The 23317-nt window shown below is 58.1% G+C and carries 21 protein-coding genes and 1 pseudogene; 9 read left to right on the forward strand and 13 right to left on the reverse strand.

The genetic code is table 11. The features are described from left to right. Nucleotides 1–10: 10 nt before the first annotated feature. A complete protein-coding gene (locus HMPREF3130_RS04335) occupies nt 11–859 on the reverse strand; it encodes a nitrilase-related carbon-nitrogen hydrolase (RefSeq protein ID WP_049171725.1) in 849 nt (282 codons plus the stop codon). Between the two features lie 143 nt (nt 860–1002). On the opposite strand from HMPREF3130_RS04335, the gene HMPREF3130_RS04340 reads away from it, so the two are divergent. Further along, on the forward strand, nt 1003–1320 hold the full coding sequence (locus tag HMPREF3130_RS04340) for a hypothetical protein (RefSeq protein WP_049189443.1): 318 nt from the start codon (nt 1003–1005) through the stop codon (nt 1318–1320). After that, entirely contained in the window at nt 1308–2870 is a 1563-nt protein-coding gene (locus tag HMPREF3130_RS04345; RefSeq protein ID WP_070429396.1) for an alpha/beta hydrolase, read from the forward strand. The genes HMPREF3130_RS04340 and HMPREF3130_RS04345 overlap by 13 nt, the downstream gene beginning before the upstream one ends. 108 nt (nt 2871–2978) lie before the next feature. Here HMPREF3130_RS04345 and HMPREF3130_RS04350 read toward each other — a convergent pair whose 3' ends face one another. The 4 genes from HMPREF3130_RS04350 to dnaK are packed head-to-tail and all read right to left on the reverse strand — an operon-like array spanning nt 2979 to nt 7077. Next, the gene (locus HMPREF3130_RS04350; protein WP_016421562.1) at nt 2979–3389 is read right to left on the reverse strand and encodes a heat shock protein transcriptional repressor HspR; all 411 of its coding nucleotides are present in this window, start codon (nt 3387–3389) and stop codon (nt 2979–2981) included. Beyond that, nucleotides 3389–4585 carry a molecular chaperone DnaJ gene (gene dnaJ, locus HMPREF3130_RS04355; RefSeq protein ID WP_005511752.1) on the reverse strand — a complete coding sequence of 399 codons (1197 nt, stop codon included), beginning with the start codon at nt 4583–4585 and terminating at the stop codon, nt 3389–3391. Before dnaJ ends, HMPREF3130_RS04350 begins: the two co-directional genes overlap by 1 nt. Before the next feature lie 60 nt (nt 4586–4645). Continuing rightward, on the reverse strand, nt 4646–5233 hold the full coding sequence (gene grpE, locus HMPREF3130_RS04360; protein WP_016421563.1) for a nucleotide exchange factor GrpE: 588 nt from the start codon (nt 5231–5233) through the stop codon (nt 4646–4648). 2 nt (nt 5234–5235) lie between these two features. After that, nucleotides 5236–7077 carry a molecular chaperone DnaK gene (gene dnaK / locus HMPREF3130_RS04365; RefSeq protein ID WP_016421564.1) on the reverse strand — a complete coding sequence of 614 codons (1842 nt, stop codon included), beginning with the start codon at nt 7075–7077 and terminating at the stop codon, nt 5236–5238. Nucleotides 7078–7592: 515 nt separating this feature from the next. Between dnaK and HMPREF3130_RS04370 the strand changes: the two genes are divergently transcribed. Further along, nucleotides 7593–8324, forward strand: a complete 732-nt coding sequence (locus HMPREF3130_RS04370) for a YcnI family protein (RefSeq protein WP_016421565.1) — start codon at nt 7593–7595, stop codon at nt 8322–8324. Nucleotides 8325–8547: 223 nt separating this feature from the next. Here HMPREF3130_RS04370 and HMPREF3130_RS04375 read toward each other — a convergent pair whose 3' ends face one another. Continuing rightward, on the reverse strand, nt 8548–9606 hold the full coding sequence (locus HMPREF3130_RS04375) for a chymotrypsin family serine protease (protein WP_016421566.1): 1059 nt from the start codon (nt 9604–9606) through the stop codon (nt 8548–8550). 381 nt (nt 9607–9987) lie between these two features. On the opposite strand from HMPREF3130_RS04375, the gene HMPREF3130_RS04380 reads away from it, so the two are divergent. Continuing rightward, nucleotides 9988–10764 (forward strand): enoyl-CoA hydratase, encoded by a 777-nt coding sequence (locus HMPREF3130_RS04380; RefSeq protein ID WP_070429397.1) that lies wholly within the window; start codon nt 9988–9990, stop codon nt 10762–10764. Nucleotides 10765–11032: 268 nt separating this feature from the next. Here HMPREF3130_RS04380 and HMPREF3130_RS04385 read toward each other — a convergent pair. Next, a pseudogene (locus HMPREF3130_RS04385) lies at nt 11033–11263 on the reverse strand (AMP-dependent synthetase); the annotation flags it as partial. On the opposite strand from HMPREF3130_RS04385, the gene HMPREF3130_RS11335 reads away from it, so the two are divergent. Then, nucleotides 11229–11627, forward strand: coding sequence for an NAD(P)-binding domain-containing protein (locus HMPREF3130_RS11335; RefSeq protein ID WP_070549979.1), 399 nt, complete (start codon nt 11229–11231; stop codon nt 11625–11627). The pseudogene HMPREF3130_RS04385 and the gene HMPREF3130_RS11335 overlap by 35 nt on opposite strands. A 22-nt stretch (nt 11628–11649) precedes the next feature. Here HMPREF3130_RS11335 and adhP read toward each other — a convergent pair whose 3' ends face one another. Further along, entirely contained in the window at nt 11650–12711 is a 1062-nt protein-coding gene (gene adhP, locus HMPREF3130_RS04390; protein ID WP_070429398.1) for an alcohol dehydrogenase AdhP, read from the reverse strand. Nucleotides 12712–13084: 373 nt separating this feature from the next. Here adhP and HMPREF3130_RS04395 point away from each other — a divergent pair, with 373 nt between their 5' ends. From HMPREF3130_RS04395 to HMPREF3130_RS04405, 3 genes are all read left to right on the forward strand, one after another. Then, entirely contained in the window at nt 13085–16375 is a 3291-nt protein-coding gene (locus HMPREF3130_RS04395; RefSeq protein ID WP_070429399.1) for a (Fe-S)-binding protein, read from the forward strand. Between the two features lie 249 nt (nt 16376–16624). Next, nucleotides 16625–17731, forward strand: a complete 1107-nt coding sequence (locus HMPREF3130_RS04400; protein ID WP_246815107.1) for a histidine kinase — start codon at nt 16625–16627, stop codon at nt 17729–17731. Between the two features lie 133 nt (nt 17732–17864). Beyond that, nucleotides 17865–18518, forward strand: a complete 654-nt coding sequence (locus tag HMPREF3130_RS04405) for a response regulator transcription factor (protein ID WP_070429401.1) — start codon at nt 17865–17867, stop codon at nt 18516–18518. A gap of 110 nt (nt 18519–18628) precedes the next feature. Here the strand turns inward: HMPREF3130_RS04405 and HMPREF3130_RS04410 are convergent, their stop codons facing one another. The 3 genes from HMPREF3130_RS04410 to HMPREF3130_RS04420 are packed head-to-tail and all read right to left on the reverse strand — an operon-like array spanning nt 18629 to nt 20552. Then, complete coding sequence (locus tag HMPREF3130_RS04410; protein WP_070429402.1) at nt 18629–19228, reverse strand: hypothetical protein; 600 nt, start codon at nt 19226–19228, stop codon at nt 18629–18631. Nucleotides 19229–19236: 8 nt separating this feature from the next. After that, a complete protein-coding gene (locus tag HMPREF3130_RS04415) occupies nt 19237–19911 on the reverse strand; it encodes a hypothetical protein (protein WP_016421573.1) in 675 nt (224 codons plus the stop codon). Nucleotides 19912–19958: 47 nt separating this feature from the next. Continuing rightward, complete coding sequence (locus tag HMPREF3130_RS04420; protein WP_016421574.1) at nt 19959–20552, reverse strand: hypothetical protein; 594 nt, start codon at nt 20550–20552, stop codon at nt 19959–19961. 518 nt (nt 20553–21070) lie between these two features. Between HMPREF3130_RS04420 and HMPREF3130_RS04425 the strand changes: the two genes are divergently transcribed. Then, nucleotides 21071–21262: a hypothetical protein gene (locus tag HMPREF3130_RS04425; RefSeq protein ID WP_049171743.1), complete on the forward strand. Its 192-nt coding sequence runs from the start codon at nt 21071–21073 to the stop codon at nt 21260–21262. Between the two features lie 50 nt (nt 21263–21312). On the opposite strand, the gene HMPREF3130_RS04430 is transcribed toward HMPREF3130_RS04425, so the two are convergent. Together HMPREF3130_RS04430 and HMPREF3130_RS04435 are read right to left on the reverse strand one after the other, a co-directional pair. After that, complete coding sequence (locus tag HMPREF3130_RS04430) at nt 21313–22080, reverse strand: FMN reductase (protein ID WP_049191049.1); 768 nt, start codon at nt 22078–22080, stop codon at nt 21313–21315. Continuing rightward, a complete protein-coding gene (locus HMPREF3130_RS04435; RefSeq protein WP_070429403.1) occupies nt 22080–23201 on the reverse strand; it encodes a CE1758 family FMN-dependent luciferase-like monooxygenase in 1122 nt (373 codons plus the stop codon). The genes HMPREF3130_RS04430 and HMPREF3130_RS04435 overlap by 1 nt, the downstream gene beginning before the upstream one ends. Nucleotides 23202–23317 lie beyond the last annotated feature (116 nt).

Raw genomic sequence — 23317 nt, forward strand, 5'->3', positions numbered from 1 at the left:
TGCTTCCCGGCTAGCCCTGATCGCGAATTTCCAGCACCGGAATCGAGCGACGAATCCGCTCCACCTCCGCTATATCCACATCGGCCACAAGCAACTGCGGGCCGTAGCCCGCCGAGGCAATAACTCCGCCGTCCGCATTGACCAACATGGAATGCCCCGCGCCGGTCGGCCCCTCATCCTTCCCCGCGGCCTTCGCCCCACCAGGCCGGGCCGCATCGACTGCCGCAATCACACAAGTGCTATCCAGTGCGCGTGCCGACACCAGCGTCTGCCACTGCCTTACCTTGCCCGGGCCATCATTCCACGATGCAGGCAGCGCGATGACCTCTGCGCCCAGGTTGGCCAGTTGAATGAATTGCTCCGGGAACCTGATGTCAAAGCATGTCGCAAGACCGAGGGCGACCGACGATCCGTCGGCAAGCGGGACATCACAGACCACGTGCGCGTTGCCCGGCGCGACAGTATCCGATTCGCGAAACCCAAAAGCGTCGAAGAGGTGGAGTTTGTCGTAGAACTCGACACCGGGGCCGTCCTCATCACGCCAAGCCAGAAGCAGCGAATTGAAGACGCGGTGCATCGTCTTACCGTCGCGCTCCACTTCATCTGCCGGCCGGAACATGCCGACCACCACGCTGATTCCGGCATCGTGAGCGGCCTGCGAGACCTCCGCTACGAACCTATCGCTGCTGGACTCCGCCACGACATCCAGGCGACCGGAATTGAACGCCTTCATCGTGGCTTCGGGGAAAACCACCAAATCGGCGTTGTCCTGTGCTGCCCGCGCGATAGTCACCTTCACCGCGTTCAGATTCTCTTCAACCGACGCTGACAATTCCAACTGAGCCAGTGCAATACGCATGCCTAAATGTTACCGACTACCCCGGATTGACCGCCCTGAAGTTATCCACAGCGCGGCTTCCTGCGTTGCTTCCGCTCAGAGTTATCCACAGTTCGCTGAAGATGGTCTTCCGCTGCCTTACTCCACCCAGCAGAATCAAAAACATGGCCGAACACATCACAGTCAACCCAGCTCAACTATCCGCCTTAAGTCGTTCCTACCAGCAGATTTCCACTCGTATTGATGCTCTTTCCACCATCGTCGCAGCTGCCCCAGGAAGCGCCGGGCTCACCTCTGCCCTGCCCGGTTCACGGATTGTCCCCGCGGTCTCCACTACTTGTGGGAAGTGGTCGGAATCATTGCTTGCCGCGTGCACAAACATCGACGTTATTGCGCAGGCTGCCGATGCCCTCGCTGTCAGCGCTCTCGCGCACGAGCATGACCAGTCCGCCGCCTTGGAAAAGCTGTCATGGTCACGGTAGGCGAAGCGCTGCTGTGGCGTGTGGATTCGCTGGAGACGCTTGCCCGGGCACTGCGTTCCGGGGCGCGCGCCCTCGCCGATTCCGCCGACAGTTCCCAGGCCGCACTCAACGCGCTTTCAGAGGATGACTTCGCCGGCGACAACCGCAGCGCCGCCGAGGTTTCTGTCACCCACAGCTCCACGCGTCTGCGCCGAAGCAGCGTCGCGCTCGAACGTCTCGCCGCCTGCTGCAGCGACACCGCCGCCATGCTTAACGACGTCATCCGCGACCTTACCGCCGCGGTAAACCAGGCAACCAACCTGGGGTTTCAGGTGAACCTGGTTTCTGGTGCGGTGACTCCGCCGGAGGGCATGCTGTCTGCGATTGCGCGCAGCCTCGTTCATCCCAAAATTCCTGCCGGGCCTTTCACCATGGCCGAATGGCGTGCAACCTCGCAGCTTCGGATTCAGTCGGCTTTGGCTGAACTCAACCGACTCGATGAGAAGGCGGCGGGCGCAATCTCAGCTCTTTCACCACTGGTGGCAAGCGAAGTTAGCGGCTCGGGTAGATTGCAGCCATCACAGGCTGGCAGTGGTACTGGCAACCCTGCTGACAGAGGGCTTGACGGTGGTTGGGACTTGGAAGTTGGGAGCGGATTGACTGGGGCGTATTCGAGTAGACCGCTATCGGAGATAGACGCTGCCATGTCCGCTCGCGCCCGGGCTTTGGGGCTGCCTCCTGGACAACTATTGGAGTCCTCGCCTGGACATTCTGCGATTGCGTTCGGTGACGTTGAGCGAGCATCGACTGTGATTACTCTCGTCCCCGGCACCAGCTCTAGCGCGGAGGATGCTAGCAGGCAGTTCGAGCGCGTAGCCGCGACCTTCCACGCCGCCGGTGAAGATCCGGAGGATGTGGCGGTGGTGTTGTTTTCCTATGACGCGCCGCCCGACCTCCGTGAGGCCATACGCACCGAGTATCACAATTTTGCCGCTGAGCGGCTGCAGCATTTGCAAGCTGGTTTGATTGAACGTTCCGGTGGTGTCGATAGTGGTGACACTGCGATTGCCGGTGGCATTACTAGCCACGGCACGTCTTCTACTCAGCGGCACGTTGTTGCCGGCTATAGCTATGGGGCGACGGTGGTCTCGCAGGCTTCCCTTGGTAGTGGCCTCTACGCGGATAGGGTGCTGCTCATAGCTCCGCCAGGTGTTGGCCCCGGACTGGAGCGCGCAAACGACATGAAACTACTCAAGCCGGACGGCACAGTCCGACCCGAAGATGAAAATAGCCACCGTGTGGCAGTGGCGACGTCCCCGATGGACCCCATTCGTATTCCTGCCGAACTGGGGATTCATGGGAAAAACCCAGCGGATAAGGATTTCGGCGCGTACGCACTCAACCTGAGTGAGCGTGGCCTGTCCATGCGAGACTTGGCCGAATTCATGGTCACTCCCGTGCAGGATATTCCTCAAAAGTATCGGCACATCCAGGGCAACCCGCACATCGAACACTACTTTGACGACGAAGTTTTCACCCGCGAGACCAACCGGTGGCTAACTGACAGCTGACCGGCGTCTCAGATCGGCGGTTGCGAATCCACGGCCCAAATTAACAAGCCAAAAGAAAACGGACTAACCAGGCGACGCTGGTTAGTCCGTTCACTCAGCCGTGTGGGATTACCTTTCCCCACCGCGGTTGTCTTTGTGCCGGCGTCGTGTGCGCGGCTCCCACATCACCACTGCCGTAGAGCGTGGGACGTGGACCAGTTCGCCTCGCGAACGACGAGCCTGTGCCTTTGCTTGATAGAGCTGCTCTCGCAGTTCTGCATTTTCCTGCTCAAGCGAATCCACCCGCTCAGTCAGGTCGATGATGGCCTTAATACCGGCCAGGTTGACGCCGTCTTCCTGACTCAGACGCTGAATCTCACGCAGCAGCGCCACATCGCGTTTGGTGTAGCGCCGACCTCCGCCGGAGGTTCGCTGCGGAGTTACCAACCCGAGTCGGTCATAATTACGCAGCGTCTGCGCATGCATGCCCGCGAGATTCGCGGCTACGGATATGACATAGACCTCAGTGTTGTCGGACATTATTTCGCACCTGCCCAACCCTCACGAGGATTGAACCCGCTGGCACGTTCCGCTTCGACGTAGGAGCGCAATGCCGAAGTGGCATTGTCGTCCAAATTGGTCGGCACCTTCACACGCACGGTTACCAGCAGGTCACCCGGAGTGCCATTGCGCTTCGGGATTCCTCGACCGCGCACACGCAGTGTTCGGCCATCGGCTGTGCCAGCCGGGACACGCACGCGAATCTTGTCACCCAACGTCGGCACGGTAATGGTGCCGCCGAGTGCGAGCTCGCCGAAGCTCACGGGCACCGTGACCTCAAGGTCGTTGCCGCTGCGGGTGAAGACTTCATCCGGGCGAACATGAACGGTGACAAAGAGGTCACCGGCCGGACGCCCCCGCAGTCCCGCTTCACCTTGGCCCGCAAGACGGACCTTCTGGCCGTCCACCACACCTGCGGGGACGCGAACGGTGATGGTACGACGGCGGGTGGTCACACCGGTGCCGTTACACTGCGAGCAAGGGTTCTCGATACGAGTGCCCTGGCCACCACAGTCCGCACACGGACTGGAGAAGCCGAAGGCCCCCTTTTGCTCCTTGACATATCCCGAACCATGACAGGTGGTACACGTCACCGGTGAGGTTCCCGGCGCTGCACCCGAACCATTGCAGTTCGTGCATGGCGACGGGTTGGTGAGCTGCAGCGGGATGGTGACACCTTGGGCAGCCTCGCGGAAATCGAGCGTAATCTCTGTCTCCACATCCGCACCACGGCGGGCCTTCTGCCGCCCGGCAGCACCAGCGCCACCATTGCGGTTTACGAAGCCGCCCAGGAAATCACCTAGGCCACCTGCACCACCAGCATTGCCACCGAATCCGGCACCTCCGCCGAAGAGATCCGACACGTCGAAGTCGAATCCACGTGCACCGGCAGCACCGGCTCCGCCGGCACCTGCGGCACCGGGGAATCGGAAACCACCTGCGAGAGCTGCACGCAGCTCATCGTATTCGCGGCGCTTGTCCTCGTCACCGACCACCGAGTATGCCTCGGAGATTCGCTTGAACTTATCTTCAGCGGCCTTGTTACCCGGGTTCTTATCCGGGTGGTTCTCCCGGGCTAACTTGCGGTAGGCCTTTTTAATCTCGTCGAGTGACGCAGACTTAGAGACGCCCAAGTCAGCGTAATAGTCCTTATCTGCCCATTCCCGTTGAGTCATGGTGCATCTCCTCCTTTCAGAAAAACTAATTCAAAGAAATCTGCGTCACTTGTGTCTCCGCTACTGCGGATCGCCGATGATTACCATCGCCGTACGAATGACACGGTCATTAATTCGGTAGCCCTTGCGCAGCACATTGGCTAGAACCTTGTCATCCCCTTCGGAGAGATCCTGGACAGCCTCGTGGATGTCCGGGTTGAACTCCTCTCCTGCGGCACCAAATTCCTCAACACCCTGTGCGGTCAGCACGCCACGGAATTTATCCGCGAAAGCCTTCAGCGGGGTGCCGTCTGCCAAGTCGCCGTGCTCTTCAGCCCGGTCGAGGTCATCAGCCAAAACCAGCAGTTCTCCAGCCAGCTTTGCCTTCGCCTGTACGCGCTCGGCTTCACGGTCTCGGTCAACTCGACGACGGTAGTTTGCGAACTCCGCCGACAGGCGCTGCAGGTCCTCCGTGCGCTCATCCAACTCACGCTGGATGGCTGCAACTGGGTCTGCAGCTTCCTCCGCGGCGGTGTCGCCGGCGGCACCTTCGGTCGCCGGCTCCACGTCGTCGTCAAGCTTGGCCTGCTCGAAGACCTCGTTGACCTGATCGGCCAGGTTGGCCGGCTCCTCCGGGGTGGGCTGGTTTCCCTGATCCTGGTCAGTCATTCTTACTTGTCCTTCTCGTCCTCGTCGACGACCTCGGCGTCAACGACGTTGTCGTCAGCGTCAGCGGCCTCAGCGCCCTCGGCTGCGGTTGCACCCTCAGCTGCCTGAGCCTCGTAGATAGCCTTACCCATCTCCTGGCTCTCGGTGGACAGCTTCTCGACGGCGGACTTGATGGCCTCGATGTCGGAGCCCTTCAGAGCCTCGTCGACTTCCTTGGCAGCCTCTTCAACGCGGTCGCGGATGTCCTGGGAAACCTTGTCCTCGTTCTCCGATGCGAACTTGCGGGTCTGGTAAGCCATGGACTCAGCCGAGTTGCGGACTTCCTGCTCCTCGCGGCGCTTCTTGTCCTCGTCAGCGTGCTTCTCAGCGTCCTTGATCATCTGGTCGATCTCCTCCTTGGAGAGGCCGGAGCCGTCCTGGATGGTGATCGTGTTTTCCTTACCAGTGCCCTTGTCCTTAGCGGTGACGTGGACAATGCCGTTGGCGTCGATGTCGAAGGTGACCTCAATCTGAGGGACACCACGCGGTGCCGGAGCGATTCCGCCCAGCTCGAACGAGCCCAGCAGCTTGTTGGCAGCAGCCATCTCGCGCTCACCCTGGAAGACCTGAATCTGGACGCTCGGCTGGTTGTCTTCAGCAGTGGTGAAGGTCTCCGAACGCTTGGTCGGGATTGTGGTGTTGCGCTCGATCAGCTTGGTCATGACACCGCCCTTGGTCTCAATACCCAGCGACAGCGGGGTGACGTCGAGCAGCAGCACGTCCTTGACCTCACCGCGCAGAACGCCGGCCTGCAGAGCAGCACCAACTGCGACAACCTCGTCCGGGTTAACGCCCTTGTTCGGCTCACGACCACCGGTCAGTTCCTTGACCAGCTCAGAGACTGCCGGCATACGGGTGGAACCACCGACCAGCACGACGTGGTCAATGTCGGAAACCGGAACATCAGCGTCAGCAATGACCTGCTGGAACGGCTTACGAGTGCGGTCAAGCAAATCAGAGGTGATGCGCTGGAACTCAGTACGGGACAGGGTCTCGTCCAGGAACAGCGGGTTCTTGTCAGCATCAACGGTGATGTACGGCAGGTTGATAGATGCCTGCTGCGAGGAGGACAGCTCAATCTTGGCCTTCTCAGCAGCCTCACGCAGACGCTGCAGAGCCATCTTGTCCTTGGTCAGGTCAATGCCGTTGCTGGACTGGAACTTCTCAACCAACCAGTCAACGATGCGCTGATCCCAGTCATCGCCACCGAGCTTGTTGTCACCCGCAGTTGCGCGAACCTCAACAACACCGTCGCCAATCTCCAGCAGGGAGACGTCGAAGGTACCGCCACCGAGGTCGAAGACCAGAATGGTCTGCTCCTTGTCGGACTTCTCCAGACCGTAAGCAAGTGCAGCAGCAGTCGGCTCATTGACAATGCGCAGGACGTTCAGGCCAGCAATCTGACCTGCTTCCTTGGTTGCCTGACGCTCAGCGTCGTTGAAGTAAGCCGGAACGGTAATAACCGCATCAGTGACGTCGTCACCCAGGTAAGACTCAGCGTCGCGCTTCAGCTTCATCAGCGTACGAGCGGAAATCTCCTGCGGAGTGTACTTCTTGTCATCGATCTCGATGCTCCAGTCAGTACCCATGTGGCGCTTGACCGAACGAATAGTGCGATCAACGTTAGTGACAGCCTGGTTCTTAGCGGACTGGCCAACCAGGACCTCACCATTCTTTGCAAATGCAACCACCGACGGAGTGGTGCGCGAACCCTCAGCGTTCGCAATCACCTGAGCCTCGCCGCCCTCGAGGACGGAGACACAGGAGTTCGTCGTACCCAAGTCAATACCAACAGCGCGTCCCATGATGAACACCTTTCTAGAAGAGTAAAAGAATTGCCCTTAAGTCTTACGCGCTCAAGTCTGCATTGCCGTAGAAAATCTGTCAAGCAAACTTGAGTGTGTCCGACTCAATGTTTGTCATGCTGTGCAACGGACTATGGGGCAAAGTTATTCCCACCCAACTCAACTTTTCTAGAAAAACCTCCATCACCCCAGGTCAACTCGATAAAAGATTTTTGTAAAACTATGTTCTAAAGCTACTCGCGGTAGCCGACAGCGCAATTTTCTATACAAAATCCTGTCTTCGGCCTCCAGGGGGAATTTCTTAGCACTAGCCCTGGGAACTTTCCTGCAAAGCGAACCGACTAATCCCCTGACGTGTTTTGCAGCCACCGGCTCATCAACAGGCCATGCCCTTTGTTACCCCCCCATGACCTGCCACCGAATCAGCCCTGGCGGCTCCACTGATACATGTCTAACTTCTCCCCACTTACGGGGCGATTGAGCCAAGAATTCATCCCACTTTTTAGGAGTTTTTCGTGCCTCAGAATGCACAGCGACACCATTTCCCCTTTTTCCGTGGGCTCGCAGTAGCGTCGGCAAGCGCCGCACTAACCCTCGCCTTCCCTGCCATTGCATCCGCACATGTGCATGCAACCCCGTCGTCTGCCCCGATTGGCGGCTACGCAGATCTGGCTTTCGGGGTCGGCCATGGCTGCGACGGTTCGCCGACGACGAAGGTCGAGTTCACCATCCCGGAGGAGTTCGAAAAGGTTACGCCGAACATGAACGCGAACTGGGATGTCACGAAGGAGTCGACCGGCTCTGGCGAGAATGAAAAGGTGCAGAAGGTCATCTACACCGCAAAGACTCCACTGCCGTCGGACCTGAAGGATTCTCTGACGCTCAGCGTGAAGGTGGCTGATAATGCAAAGCCGTCGACGGTTGAGGTGCCGACGCTGCAAACCTGTGAAAAGGGTTCGATGAACTGGGCTGAAAAGGACCACGATAGCGATTACCCGGTTCCAACCGTGGAGCTGATTGAGAAGTCGGCAGACGATGAACATAGCCACGGTCACGACCACAGCCACAGTCATGGCACCGGCGAGACAGAGCACGGCGATAACCACTCGGGCAACGTGGAGCATTCCGCAGCTACTACCAGCGAGGACTCAAGCAGCACGCTTGGTGGCTGGGGCCTGGGACTCGGCCTCGTGGGCGCACTGACCGGTATTGCCGCATTGGTGATTTCACTGCGTAAGCGAGGTTAAATCGCTTTGACATTTCTTGAACAGTTTTCCCGCCTTTACCCGGCACGGACGAACCATTGAGGTTTTGAAACGGTTTTCTAAGCGAATAAGGATTCAAGGGTCTGGTTTCCGATAGCTAATTGGAACCAGACCCTTTCGTCATTCCGCGACCAAACACCCTCCGCTAGAAAGCTGCCGGACCTCCGGTCCAACCCATCAAGAGCAGCTCAACCTAGCGCGCGAGTCACTGGAGAATGGTCAAATTAAACTGCTTAATCAACGGAGATAGAGCTGCAGCACCATTTGAAATTGCGTCATGAGGGAAGCCGTAACTTGTCATCCCCACTGCATAAATCCGGTTTGGGTCTTCTGGATCCACAGCCCAAACTGCCCCGCCAGAATCGCCATGGTCCGAAATATTTCCGAATCCGAACATGTAGCTCCCCACAGTCTCTTTGTAGGGGCCACATGAAAGCCCACTACGGTACCCAAGACGGCAAACGCGAGGTTGTTCTTGCTCGAGCCATTGAGGACTTGCCCAGCCAGCTAACTCCGCCCCCTTAAGCATGGGAGTGCCGTAAACATTCTTAGGGTTAACAGTCAACTCAATCAATGCATGATCTGTCGGGTTGTTCTTAGCCTCCAGGTCAAACGACCTCCAGACAAATTGTCCGACTTTATAGAACTTCCCTTTTTCATCCTCTACGTATACGCTGTCTCCCTTATTCCCGCAGTGCCCAGCACTTGTGATGTAGTGCCGCTGGGGTTCATCCTTGTTGTACACCCACCACGCAAAGGAACAGGATGAAGTCGAATCACCAGCCCCCTTCACAAGAAAACGAGCTCCCGGCGCAATAAGCGCTGAGTTTTCGAGGAACTCCCATCCTTGACTATTGCGGTAGATTTTCTCATTCTCTGGATTACTAGGCTCCAGTTTGGTCGAACCATCACCCATTCCCTCAACATCGGTGCCCGATTCCGCTGAACCGGTGTCCGATTTATCGGAACTATCATCGGGTTTTTCCATCCCCGAACTGGGCGCACTAGTCGAAGATTGGCTGTCATCCCCCTGAGACTGCCCTGCACTTTCTTCCTGCGAAGTTGATGTTGAAGAACTTTCTCCGACCCCCATAGCGTTTTTCAAAGAATCTGCATCGCATGCACTCAACCCCACTGCCAGCAAAGCCGCGATTGTGGAAGCCCAAACTCGTCGCTTGAATGACTTGCCCCTCTTACCGCTTCCCTCGGTAACCAAACCGACACTCGATGATGTAAGCGAGCGTGTCTCCATTTCCGGATTCATATCAATACTCCTGTGACGCTTAAGTCATTTCGATTGATGGACCCACATATGCCCGCGAGTGCAAACTTTTACGTAGGTTTTCGGTCATTTGATGAGCTTTTGTCGCGATTGGACTGCTAGCTTCGTCGTAAGTATAAGAAGAAACCTTCCATTCGGCATCAAAAGGTGAATAAGTTTTCGGCACTTTCTTATAACGTCGTTAGCCCAGCTCCGGCCACAAAACGCCACAAACACAGATTCCCGATCACACTGACCTACCCTGCCGTCGCTTTCCCATCCAGGAAAGCACCGATGTAATCGTCGTAAAGCCCCACCCAAATCCGGCCCCACGGGTAACCTCGCTTACAACCTGATTTCTATTACCGCTTTGGAGACACGAATATGTCCGAGTACACCAACATCCTTACCGAAACCCGAGGTCGCGTCGGCATTATCACCCTGAACCGCCCGAAGGCACTGAACGCCCTGAACCACAAGACCATGGAAGAGATCGGCGCAGCAGCCACCGCTTTCGACAACGACTCGGGAATCGGCGCGATTATCATCACCGGCTCGGAGAAGGCGTTTGCCGCAGGTGCGGACATTAAGGAGATGGCGGACAAGTCCGGCACCGAGATGTATGTCTCTGACTGGTTCGCACGTTGGGATGTTCTGACTTCCGTCCGCACTCCAGTTATCGCCGCCGTCAACGGCTACGCCCTGGGCGGTGGCTGCGAGGTCGCTATGATGGCGGACTTCATCATCGCTGGCGCTAAGGCCAAGTTCGGCCAGCCTGAGGTCAACCTCGGCATCTCTCCGGGCATGGGCGGCTCGCAGCGTCTCACCCGCGCAATCGGCAAGGCTAAGGCAATGGAGATGTGCCTCACCGGCCGCATGATGGGTGCCGAGGAAGCTGAGTGCGCAGGTCTGGTCGCCCGCGTCGTCGAGCCGGAGGCGCTTCTCGACGAGGCCCTGAAGGTCGCCGACACCATTGCGTCGAAGTCACTGGTAGCCACTACTCAGATTAAGGAACAGATCAACCAGGCCTACGAAATGACGCTGTCGCAGGGACTGCTCTTTGAGCGTCGCACCTTCCACTCCCTGTTCTCCTCCAACGACCAGAAGGAAGGCATGGCCGCGTTCTCCGAGAAGCGCAAGGCGAACTTCACTAATTCCTAAGAGTGCGCGGGGGCGCGGGGGCGCAGGCGTGTGCGTGCAGGAAGTGCGGGGTGCGGGACGTGTGCGCGGTAAATGTCGGCGCGAACGCCCACCAGCGCACCACACGCACGTTTTTGCCAGCTTTTTGTAGGAAGTAGCGCCGAATTCGCGGTTACTTCCTACAAAAAGCTGGCAAAAACATTTCAAGGGGGGGGGAGGCAAGGCCGCACCGGGGCCAAGACCGCCCAGGGAGGGGCCGACGCTGACCGCCGACCTCCCGCCTACCGCCCTACCCCTTCAGACCGGGGAAGTCAGTGTCCGCGTACTCGGTCGAGGCCTTGGACTCGCCGCCATCACTGGCGTGGATCTCACCTTCGCGTTTACGCAGGTCAACACGGCGAATTTTGCCGGACACCGTCTTCGGCAGTTCGTAGAACTCAAGGCGGCGAATCCTCTTGTACGGCGCCAGATTGTCGTGGCAGTACTTGAGGATCGACTCCGCCACCTCAGCGGACGGCTCGGCGGACGCCACCAACCCCTGGGAGGCCACCGGAACCAACTCCGCAGAGTCCGTAACAACGGCGGACCTCGCCAAGCGATCCCCAGGGGCCCACATCGCCAAGACGCTAAACCACGTCTCCTATGAAGAACTGATTAGCGACTACCGAACCCCGGAAGAGATCGCCGAGGGCGCACCGCGCCGAGCAATCGCGGTCATGTCGACTGACCCGGCGGCCCTCGAGGCCGCACGAGCAACAGTCGAAGCCTTCGGATTTGAACCCGTGCCCGTTGACGTGAGCGTCGGCAAGCGATTTAGGCCCGACGGCGACCTTTTCGGAGTGTGGCTATCTGCAGATCAGATGAGGCAGGCGGTCGAGGAATAGAAGCGCCAACTAACTCCTGGGGCTAGTAGCGAATGGCCATGCGACCATCGATCTTGCCCTGGCGCATCAGCTCGAAGACGTCATTAATCTCATGCAGCGAGCACTCCTTAACGGTCGGCTTGACCAGCCCGCGGGCGTAGAAGTCGAGAGCCTCGGCCATATCCTGGCGCGTGCCGACAAGTGAACCACGAATAGTGAGATTGCGGAAGACAATGTCGAACACACTCGCCGGGAACTCCCCCGGCGGAAGGCCATTGAAGACAATGGTTCCATCGCGGCGCGCCATACCAAGAGCCTGGCCGAACGCATCCCTATGGACAGCAGTGACCAGAATGCCGTGAGCTCCACCATCGGTATAGGCCTGAACCGCCTGGACCGGATCCTCATCCTTGGCGTTTACCACGAACTCGGCACCCCACTCCTTTGCGTGGTCGAGTTTGTCTTCCGCGATATCCACGGCGATTACACGCATACCCATCGCCTTGGCGTACTGGATCGCCAAATGCCCCAATCCACCGACGCCGGAGACCACCATAAACTGACCCGGCTTCGTTTCGGAAACCTTGAGGCCCTTATATACAGTCACGCCGGCGCAGAGAATCGGCGCAGCCTCCAGGTAGTCCACGCCCTCCGGTATGCGAGCGGCATACCGCGTGTCGACCAGCATGTACTCGCCAAAGGAACCGTCCTGGGTATAGCCGCCATACTCGGCGTCGTTGCACTGAGTCTCACGACCGGTCCGGCAGTACTCACAGTCGCCACACGCGGACCACAGCCATGCATTGCCGACAATGTCACCCACGCTGACCGAATGCTTTCCAGGACCGAGCTCGATCACCTCACCGATTCCCTCATGCCCCGGAATGAAGGGCGGCTCCGGCTTCACCGGCCAGTCCCCCTCTGTCGCATGCAAGTCAGTGTGGCAGACGCCGGAGGCAATCAATTTCACGAGCGCCTGATTCAGCCCCGGCTTTGGCAGATCGACGTCGCGAACATTGAGGTTTGGCCCGAATTCATCAACAACTGCGGCAGTGAACTGGGAGGACTGCCCAGAACGGACACGGTCTGGCTGCACGGAGGTCATAATCAATCAACTCCTTGACTGGTCGGAAAACAACTGACGTGCAACCCCACGCTTTTTAAAAACGGTTTGCATTAGTATATTTCGTTTCGTTTGTAAAACTGTGGGGCGCAAAAGTCAGCATACAGTGACGCACGCCACACTGTAAACCCTTATTTTTCTAATGAAACATATTTAGAGCATGATCAGCGGACGGAATTAAGAAACCCATTCGTTGCGAAAATCGCCGAAAACGCGCAGGTTACACCGCATAGCCATGATTTCAGCACTAATTACGGCGTTAGTTATGTACACGTCCTTGGCTCGTGATACAACTCACAAGAGAACTATTTTCACTCAGCCATCACCCTGGCTGAGCCAGCCTAGAAGGAACATTATGAGCGTGCTCAACCTCGCCGCAGCGACGGCTGACACGGCGATTCCGGAATCTACCGGATTCACCGTCGCAGTCGGCGTTATTGGCGTCCTGTTGTCCCTGCCCTGCTGGTTCATCTTTATCAAGGGATTCACCCATATGGTGAAGACCATCATGGTGGGCCAAAAGACATACGGTCACACCGGTGAATGGGGAACCCGTATTTGGACCATGATCCGAGAGATCGTCGGTCACACCAAGATGGCCAAGAAGCCCGGCGTTGCTGTGGCTCACTGGTTCGTCATGGTGGGCTTCCTCCTCGGCTCCCTGGTGTGGTTCGAGGCTTACATTCAGACCTTTTGGCCAGCCGGTGGTTGGCCAATCCTCAGGAATCTGACAGCCTGGCACTTCATCGACGAACTGCTCGGCCTGGGCACCACCCTGGGTATCCTGGCACTGATTCTCGTCCGCCAGACCAACCTGGGCAAGGAACGCCTGAGCCGCTTCTACGGCTCCAACGCCAAGGCTGCCTACTTCGTTGAGGCTGTCGTCCTCATCGAGGGCCTGGGCATGATGTTCGTCAAGGCCGCCAAGCTGGCTACCTACGGCAACCACGGTCACACTGGCGCCGAGGTCTGGAACTGGGCGAACTTCGTCACCGGCGGTATCGCACAGGTTCTACCGGCCTCCGAAGTCATGGTGTCCATCTTCGCGCTGATTAAGCTGCTGTCCGGTATGGTCTGGCTCTTCGTTGTTGGCCGCAACCTGACTTGGGGTGTCGCATGGCACCGCTTCCTGGCATTCGCCAACATCCTGCTCAAGCGCAACGCTGATGGCTACAACGCCCTCGCTGGTGCTAAGCCGATGACCTCTAACGGCGAGATTTTGAACCTGGAAGAGGCTGACCCAGAAGTTGACTCCATGGGTACCGGTGTGGTCACCGACCACTCCTGGAAGGCTCTGCTGGACTTCACCTCTTGTACTGAGTGTGGTCGCTGCCAGGAGCAGTGCCCGGCATGGAACACTTCCAAGCCACTGTCCCCGAAGCTGCTGGTTAACCAGCTGCGTGACCACGCTTACGCTTCTGCCCCGTACCTGCTGGCTGGCGAGACCATCGAAACCGCTCGCGAGGGCGAAGGCGCTGGCGCAGCACTCCTGACCAAGCCGCTGGTTGGCGACGGCGATGAGGGCATCATCGACCAGGACGTCCTGTGGTCCTGCACCAACTGTGGTGCCTGTGTTGAGCAGTGCCCGGTTGACATTGAGCACATCGACCACATCGTCGATATGCGCCGCTACCAGGTTCTGGTTGAGTCGGACTTCCCGACCGAGCTGGCTGGCCTGTTCAAGAACCTCGAGACCAAGGGCAACCCGTGGGGCCAGAACGCTTCCACTCGTGCCGACTGGATTAACGAGGTCCGCAAGGAAGGCATCGTCGTCCCGATTTGGGGCGAAGATGTCGAGAGCTTCGACGACACCGAGTACCTGTTCTGGGTCGGTTGTGCCGGTGCGTACGACGACAATGCGAAGAAGACCACCAAGGCTGTTGCAGAAATGCTTTACACCGCCGGTGTGAAGTACGCTGTGCTCTCCCAGGCTGAGGGTTGTACTGGCGATTCCGCTCGCCGCGCCGGTAACGAGTTCCTCTTCCAGATGCTGGCTGAGCAGAACATCGAACAGCTCGATGAGGTCTTCGACGGTGTCCCGCCGAAGCAGCGCAAGATTGTCGTCACCTGTGCGCACTGCTTCAACACCTTCAAGAACGAGTACCCAGAGCTGGGCGGACAGTACGAAGTTGTCCACCACACCCAGCTGCTAAATAAGCTGGTTCGCGCTAACCGCCTCCAGCCGGTTGCTTCCGGCCAGGGCCGCCAGGTCACCTACCACGACCCGTGCTTCCTGGGTCGCCACAACAAGGTCTTCGAGGCTCCGCGTGAGCTGATTGGTGCATCCGGCGCTAACCTCGTCGAGATGCCGCGTAACAAGAACACCGGCTTCTGCTGTGGTGCAGGTGGCGCGCGCATGTGGATGGAAGAGACCATCGGCCAGCGCATCAACGTCAACCGCACCGAAGAGGCTGTCGGCACTGGCGCTGAGGCAATTGCCATCGGCTGCCCGTTCTGTAAGACGATGATGAATGACGGTGTCAACAACGTCATCGAGGACGACGAGAAGAAGCCGGAAGTCCTGGACATCGCCCAGATGCTCCGCGACTCTGTGAAGGTCGACGGCGAGCTGCCACAGGCACGTGAGCCGGAGTGGATTGAGCAGCCAGAGCGTGGCTGGGTCGATCCGAAGAAGGCTGAAGAGGAAGAGCGTCAGCGCCTCGAGGAAGAGGAAGCTAAGCGCAAGAAGGCCGAGGCTGCCGAGAAGAAGAAGGCAGAAAAGACTGCCGCTGCCGGCGCTGGTGCCGCAGCTGCTGGTGCTGCTGCAGGCGCTGCTGCCAAGGGTGGCGCTCCGACTCCGGGTGGTGCCAAGAAGGGTGCTCCAGCTCCGGGTGGCGCTCCAAAGCCTGGCGGCGCTAAGGCCGGCGCACCGACCCCGGGTGGCGCCAAGAAGGGCGCTCCAGCCCCAGGTGGCGCTCCAAAGCCTGGCGGCGCTAAGGCCGGCGCACCGACCCCGGGTGGCGCCAAGAAGGGCGCTCCAGCTCCAGGTGGCGCACCGAAGCCAGGCGGAGCAAAGGGCGGCGCCCCGGTTCCAGGTGGCGCCAAGAAGGGCGCTCCAGTTCCTGGTGGCGCCAAGGCTGCTAAGCCGGCCGCGCAGGCAGAGCCAGCAGTTGCGGAAACCGAAGCTCCGGCTGAGGCTCCGAAGGCAACCAAGGGTGCTCCGATTCCGGGTGGCGCGCGCAAGGGCGCTCCGGTTCCAGGTGGTGCTAAGAAGGCAGCTCCGGCCACCAAGCCGAAGGCCGAGGAAGCCGCTCCCGCCGAGGACACCGCTGCTCAGGTAGCGGCCACCAAGTCCGAGCAGCCAGCAGCTGAGCAGCCGAAGACCGCATCCGGTGCTCCGGTTCCGGGTGGCGCACGCAAGGGCGCTCCGATTCCGGGTGGCGCACGCAAGGCCAAGCCAGTCGCTAGCGCCCCTGCCCCGGCAGTCGAGGAAACCGAAGCTCAGGAAGCATCTGCCCAGCCAGAGGCGGAGCAGGCTCCGGAACAGCCAGAGGTTACCGAACAGCAGTCGGCGGAAGGTGCTACTTCCACCGAGCAGGCCGCTGAGGCCCCAGCCGAGGAGACGCAGGCACCGTCGGCAAGCGCTAAGAACCTTCCGCGCAACCAGCACGGAGTTCCGCTGCCAGGATCGGCGCGACGTAAGTAACGCTCGCTAAGTAAGCCAGAATCCGCCCGAGAGGTTATTCTTCCCGGGCGGATTTTTTGTGCTTTACGACGACCCCTGCGCCACGGCATTAATCATGCAAATGGCACTCTCAACCGCACTGACAATATATTGATTACTGCATCCCGTTAGAGATGACCGCGTTGTGGTGTGGAAAGAGGTCTTGGCGTAGTGATTAAGAAATCGCTGTCACAGATAAGAGACTTTCTGAGGACTCCGGGGTCAGTGGAGATGGTCATTGCGCTGATCCTCACTGCTCTCGATGCGCTAATTCTCCGCGAGAGCAACTCTGATCTATTGTTGCCAACCATTATCGGTGGCCTTCAGGTCATTCTTGTTGCAGTGGCGACGTATTTGCCGCTCTTTGCCATGGTGGTTGTCCCAGCGAATTTCTTGGCGTTGACTTTCCTTCCTACAGAGCAGGCTCCAATGCAGATTTTCTGCGCGCTTCTCATCGTGGAAGTGATGCGTGCTAACAACAACAAGATGCCGGCGAGAATCACTGCGTTGCTCTTGTTGGTAATTTCAAACTACGACGTAAACACAAATACGTTCGCGCGCGACCACGTCGCGACCTTTGTGACAACGCTGCTTTTTGTAATTGCCTACGCCATCGGCATGATGCGCAGTCGCTACAAAGAGCAACGCCGGCAGGCAACGATTGAATCTAACCGCGCCCTGGAAGAACAACGCCTTGAGTTGGCGACCGTACTGCATGACTCCACCGCCAAGTCCTTTACTCGCGTAACCATGTTGGCGCAGGCGCTCGCCATCGAGCGAGAAGGGACAGATGAAAAGCTTGAAGAGTCCCTGGAGGACATCGCAGAAACCTCCCGAGAAGGTCTGCTACAGCTTCGCCAGTTGCTTTCACTGCTGAAATCCGCTGACGAAGAAAGCTCTTTGACCTCGGCTATTGGCCAAGATGAGCGAGTTCCTAGCATGAACAGGGTGCTCCAACAGGCCAAGGATGAACTGCAGGAAGCTGGGTTTAACGTTTCACTGGCCACGAGGATTGAAACCGAGCCCTCTTTGACGCAGATTTCAGAAGTTATCTCGCCGGCGCTGTCGGAGTTCTGCACGAATATTCAGAAGTACGGCGAGCCGCAAACGAACGTCCACATTCTGGCGCTGGGCAATGAGGAGGATGGCTTCACGCTCGACATCAGCAATCAGATATCGAAGGTGCTACCGCATTTTCTGCCGCGGGCGATGCTCTCGAGCGGTTTGGGGCTTTCCTCACTGCATCGGCGAGTGCGACCGTGGGACGGTTCCATCACATCAGAACGAGAAGGAAATGTGTGGAATACCAAACTCCACATGCCACCTACCAATCAGTAAGTTACGCTAGCGTAAGATTGGTGTAGTAACCGCCTGTGACGAAGATATCTCTCGAAACGTCCTGGTTAGCGTAGTAATATCGCACAATGACAGATATTGTTCGGTTTTTATAAATTCTATGAAAGGTTCGCGGATGTCTGACATCAAGGTTCTCATTGTCGATGACGACCCACTCGTACTCTCGACGCTGCGAACTTACTTCAAGAAGGCACCGCACATTACCGTGGTCGATGAAGCCAGCGATGGCCACGAGGCCCTCAATATCATTGCCCGCGGTGGCATTGACGTAGTTTTGACCGATATTCATATGCCCAACATGGACGGCGTTGAGCTGCTCGAGCGCATTAAGAAGGTGGAGAATCCACCGAAATTCATCGCTATCACCTCATTCGATACCGATGAAACAATGCTGAAAATCTTGAGCCTCGGCGGAAACGGCTACATTCTCAAAACCGCCCGCCCCGAATCCGTCATTGGCACCGTTGAAGATGTCTTCCAGGGCGGCACCGTCATCTCCCCGATTTCTGCGACTCGGCTGATTAAAACGCTGCCGTCCCGCAACATTTCCTCGTACAAGATCACTCATGCCGAGCGAGAGGTTCTCGGCCTAATCTGTCGCGGTAAGTCGAACCACGACATCGCCAAGGAACTCGGCAAGTCGCCCGGCACCATCAAGAAGCACCTCTCCAGCATGTTCAATAAGTTCGGGGCTACCTCACGCCTGGACTTGGCTCTGAAAGCAATAGACGCAGGCTTCCAGCCTCCGGCATCCGCTGCCGCGCAGTAGCAAAAAGACGGAGTAGCAAAACACCGGAGTAGCAAAAAAGGGGCCTATTCACTTTCGTGAATAGGCCCCTTTTTTACCCGTGCTGAGTGTGGAGAGAGAGAACTGTGTAACTACTGAATGGTCACCTCGACATGTCGCTCACGCGGAGCCACGCCGAAGTAGCTGCGCCCAATGGGCTGCCACGTCTTCGAGTTGGCGTTGCAGCGGACTGTCTGCCCGGCGAACTCGTCAACCAGGAATCCCCAGCTCAGACGACCAGTTTCGCCCTTGCGTACTTCGTATGGTCCGATCTTCTGCCCGAGGCTCCAAACCATCTCTCGGGAGTATTCCCAGGAGTACTTGCGGTTGAGCTCCTTGCTGACCTTCACGCTGACAGAGATATTGGTCCACCACTTCTTGGTCTTGGACTCCTTAATGGTCTGCGTCAGCGGAATCGGCTCATCACCGATGTCATTCTTCGTAGAAACAACGCCCTCAACGTCGTAGCGAGAGCCGGTGATTTCCACAAACTCAGCCACCGAACCCGGAGCTTCACAAGTGGTTCCCGGTGCCGGACCGCGGTCAACTGCCGCTGGCTTGGGCACTGGTACCCACTCCTCCGGCGCGAACGGTTCACCAGCTCCTGGATTCGGGGCGGCCACTGCTGTCGGAACGCCGAGTCCGAGCGCAAAGACCGTCGTCAAGCACATGGCGACAACACGCTTTTTCATAACTGCTCCTAGTCGTTAATCGTGGCGGATGCCGGGCCGCCGTCACCGGAGTTGCCGCTGACAGGCGCCCACTGCTGACGGTGCTCGCCCTCCTTGGTGGTCTTGTGCCAGACCACGAAGCGAGTCGACGGCCCCTTGCCGTTGTACTCACCGAAGTAGGGTTCACCGCGCCACAGGCCGGTCTTCTGATCGCAGGTGCGAACACGGCCAATAAAGGACTTCATGTGCACGCCGTAGTCTGCGCGAACGGTCTCACCAGGGTTGACGGTCACCGGACCCAGCTTGTCACCAACAGACCACTGACTGACCTCGACAATGCCGTACTTGTTCTTCACCCCGTGGAGGAACACGTCCCACATATTTCCGGAGCTCATGGCCTTCACGGACTCGTTGACCCCCTCTGTCACCTCGAGGGTGTACTGAATCGGGCGGTCAGTGCGGTTGGTGAATGAGTTAGTGCCGTTGTAGCGGTCCCATTCGTCGGTAATCCACTGTTCCCAGGGGTGACGCTTGGCATCCTTGACCGGGTCACATTTATCCGTATTGGTGAAACCGGTGTGGTGCTCATCCTGGTCGGGGGTCTGGGTCAGCGGGGTCGCCGCGACCTGTCCGACGATGCCTGGTGCAAGAAGACTTGCACCCATCACCGCGCAGGCCAGGGCCTTCTTTTTCAGGCTCAACATGGAGAAACTTCCTTCTACTTCGAGGTCTTAAAGAGGCTCAGCCCGTCTTAGACGGCGTACTCCTTGACCTGCGGAGCAGCACCGTCCACGGAGCGATCAGCTTCGTTGGCGCGCATGGAAACGCGAATGTGGCGTTCCTTCGGGATGGTGCCCCAGTACGGACGACCTGCGTCAATCCACTTTCCGCCCTTGCAGGTCAGGTGAGTACCTTCGAAGGACTGGTTCAGGAAGCCATACTCCAGCACACCGGTGTAGCCAGGCTTGACCGGGTACGGGCCGAGGGTCTGGCCAACTTCCCAGGTCTGAGTGGACTGGTAGCCGGCGCTGAAGGTGACATGGAAGAGCTTGAGCAGGTCGAAGTCGACCGAACCGCCGACGTTCCAGGACTTGGTCTTGCCTTCCTTGAGGGTCTGGGTCAGCGGCAGGTCGGTATCGCCGTAGTTAGCGACGGTGGCGGTACCTTCGACCTCGAACTTCGAGCCGGTGATCTTCAGAGACTGGCCGGACTGGCCTTCAACGGAGCAAGTGCCACCGACGGTGCCCGGGGTGGGGGCTGGGGCAGCTTCGGCCATCGGGGCGACAGCCAGCGAGGACATGGTAACCAGGGCTGCAATGGAGCCGGAGAGCAGGGTCTTCTTCACGGCGAAATCCTTTCAGGGTGTGACGAGCAACTCGTAAGGAAATACTTGAACTGACACCTGCAAAGGTAAGTCGAAATTCAGCGTTTTGTAATGGAAAATTTTCGACTGGCTTTACGACGGCCGCAGCAATTATCCACATAGTAAAAATGGAATCTCACCGATTTCTACCACGCGAAAATACGACATCTAATTGACCTTGACCAGCGATTATGGGCGCCACAATAAGATTTCGGCGATCAATTCAATCGCATCAGAACTACGCCTTTTGAACCAATTCAAAAATGCCTCGGTCGGCCACTTGGTACTAGACAATCAACATTTCGGCCACTAGCCCACCTACATAAAGACACCAGAGAGTAGCCGAATGGCCACCCCCAGGCGCGGGCAGGTAGAGAGACCTCCACACTTCACACTCTTGATTAAATAGTTATGATTTCTTTATTAATCACTGGCGAAGTCCGGCAGTCCACACAGCCTTGACACTTTGCCGAGGCAGATATCTTTCGGAGTACTACCTAATGTTTCGACGCACTTCTGTTCTTGCTACCACCATTGCATCCGCAGCACTTTCCCTGGGCGCGCTGACCGGCGCCCCGACCGCTACCGCAGCACCGACAGCTACGACCAGCAGCGACGACCTGCAGGTTAAGGAATACGCTCTTTCCGATACCTTCTCTTGCGACTACTACAACCTCCCGTGGTGCCGCTAAAGAGCGCTGACCCCCTACCCCTCCTCTGCCGCCCCTTCACGTGAGCGCGGCTACTTCGCGGTGCCGTCGAGCCCCTCTAGAAGTGTGGCAAAATCCGTGACGTTAGTATCCACCCGCGTGTTTGTACTGCGTCGCCTGTTCGGCGCGCTGGCACCCTGATTCCCCTCGCTGGCCCCGCCCGCTGAATGCGCTGCACCCTTTTCTTCAGCTTCGTTCCCAAAATCTGGACCAAAACCGACTACTGCCGAGCGAACACCGACAAGGTACTCGGCAAGCTCACGAGCTGCACGCACGACGCGATTGTTCATCTCCGCGCCAGATACTCCGCCGGCGCCATTTCCGGCACCATCGCCAGCACCAAAGTCCTCAGTAGCCGCAAATACAGCAGTCGGCATAACCGTGCCGCGCAGGTAGCTAAACAGCGGACGCATCGCATACTCCAGCACCAACGAATGTCGTGCTGTGCCAGCCGTCGCAGCAATAATGACCGGCATAGAAGTCAGCGCATCCTTATCCAAGGCGTCGAAAAACATCTTGAACAACCCCGAGTAGGACGCTGCGAACACCGGGGTCGCGGCAATCAATCCATCAGCACCGCTGACAGTATCGAGGGCGGCGCGCAATTTTTCGTCGTAAAGCCCTGTGGACATCACAGTGCCGAGGCTGACAGCGAGTTCGCGCAGCTCGACGTACTCAACTTGGACCCCCTCGCCACGCTTGGAGACCTGCGCCTCGACGGCCTCCGCGATGCGGTCGGCAAGGATGCGCGTGGTTGATGGATCGGAAACACCGGCACTTACGACGACGAGCTTTTTCACTACTGATTCCTTTCAGCCGGGCGGACGAGAAGGTGCGGGGAATCTGCGCCCTCGGCAACCAGCGAGGCATGCGTCGGCGGGTCGGAAGGCACGTGCGCCGGACGGCGGCGCTCGAACTCTTCACGCAGGACCGGAACGATTTCGGTTCCCAGGATTTCAACCTGCTCCAACGCCATTTCCAGCGGCAGGCCGGCGTGATCGATAAGGAAGAGCTGACGCTGGTAGTCGCCAACGGCGTCTGCATAGCCCAGGTAACGTTCGATGATTTGCTCAGGCGTGCCGACGGTCAGTGGAGTGATGTTCTCGAATTCTTCCAGAGATGGCCCATGTCCATAGACCGGGGCATTGTCGAAGTATGGGCGGAAAATCTCCTTGGCCTTCTTCTCCGTCTCAGCGGCGAAGACCTGACCGCCAAGCCCGACGATTGCCTGATCAGCAGCACCATGACCGTAGTGCTCATAGCGCTGGCGGTAGAGGTTGACCATGGCTGTGGTGTGCTCGATATTCCAGAAAATGTGGTTATGGAAGAAGCCGTCCCCATAGAAGGCGGCCTGCTCAGCAATCTCAGTGGAGCGGATTGAGCCGTGCCACACGAAAGGTGCTACACCGTCGAGCGGGCGCGGTGTGGACGTAAAGGACTGCAGCGGAGTGCGGAATTGACCTTGCCAATCCACATTCTCCTCACGCCAAAGAGTGCGCAGCAGGTGATAGTTCTCGATGGCCAGCGGAATTCCCTTGCGAATATCCTTGCCAAACCACGGATAAACAGGCCCGGTGTTGCCGCGGCCCATCATGAGATCAATGCGACCTTCGGAAAGGTGCTGGAGGTAGGCGTAATCCTCGGCGATGCGCACGGGGTCGGTGGTGGTAATCAGCGTTGTCGAAGTCGACAGAATCAGATTTTCGGTCTGTGCTGCGAGGTTGGCTAATAAAATCGGCGGATTCGCCGGTGCCACAAACGGTGGATTGTGGTGCTGGCCAGTAGCAAATACATCGAGGCCGACCTCTTCGGCCTTCTTCGCTAGGGCGACAGTTGCCTTAACTCGCTCATGTTCAGTAGGGATTTGTCCAGTCGTGGGATCTTTTGTGACGTCGCCAATTGTAAAAATTCCGAATTGCATAATTCTCAATCCTAAATAGCAGTTGTTGACATGTCAACGCCTGTTAGGCTGGGCATAAGCGCTTAAAACGACTCCATATAAACCGCCTCCAACCAAAGGAGCCTCGCCCAGCCATG

It is taken from the genome of Corynebacterium sp. HMSC14B06 (genome assembly GCF_001807075.1).
Lineage (GTDB): Bacteria > Actinomycetota > Actinomycetes > Mycobacteriales > Mycobacteriaceae > Corynebacterium > Corynebacterium jeikeium_D.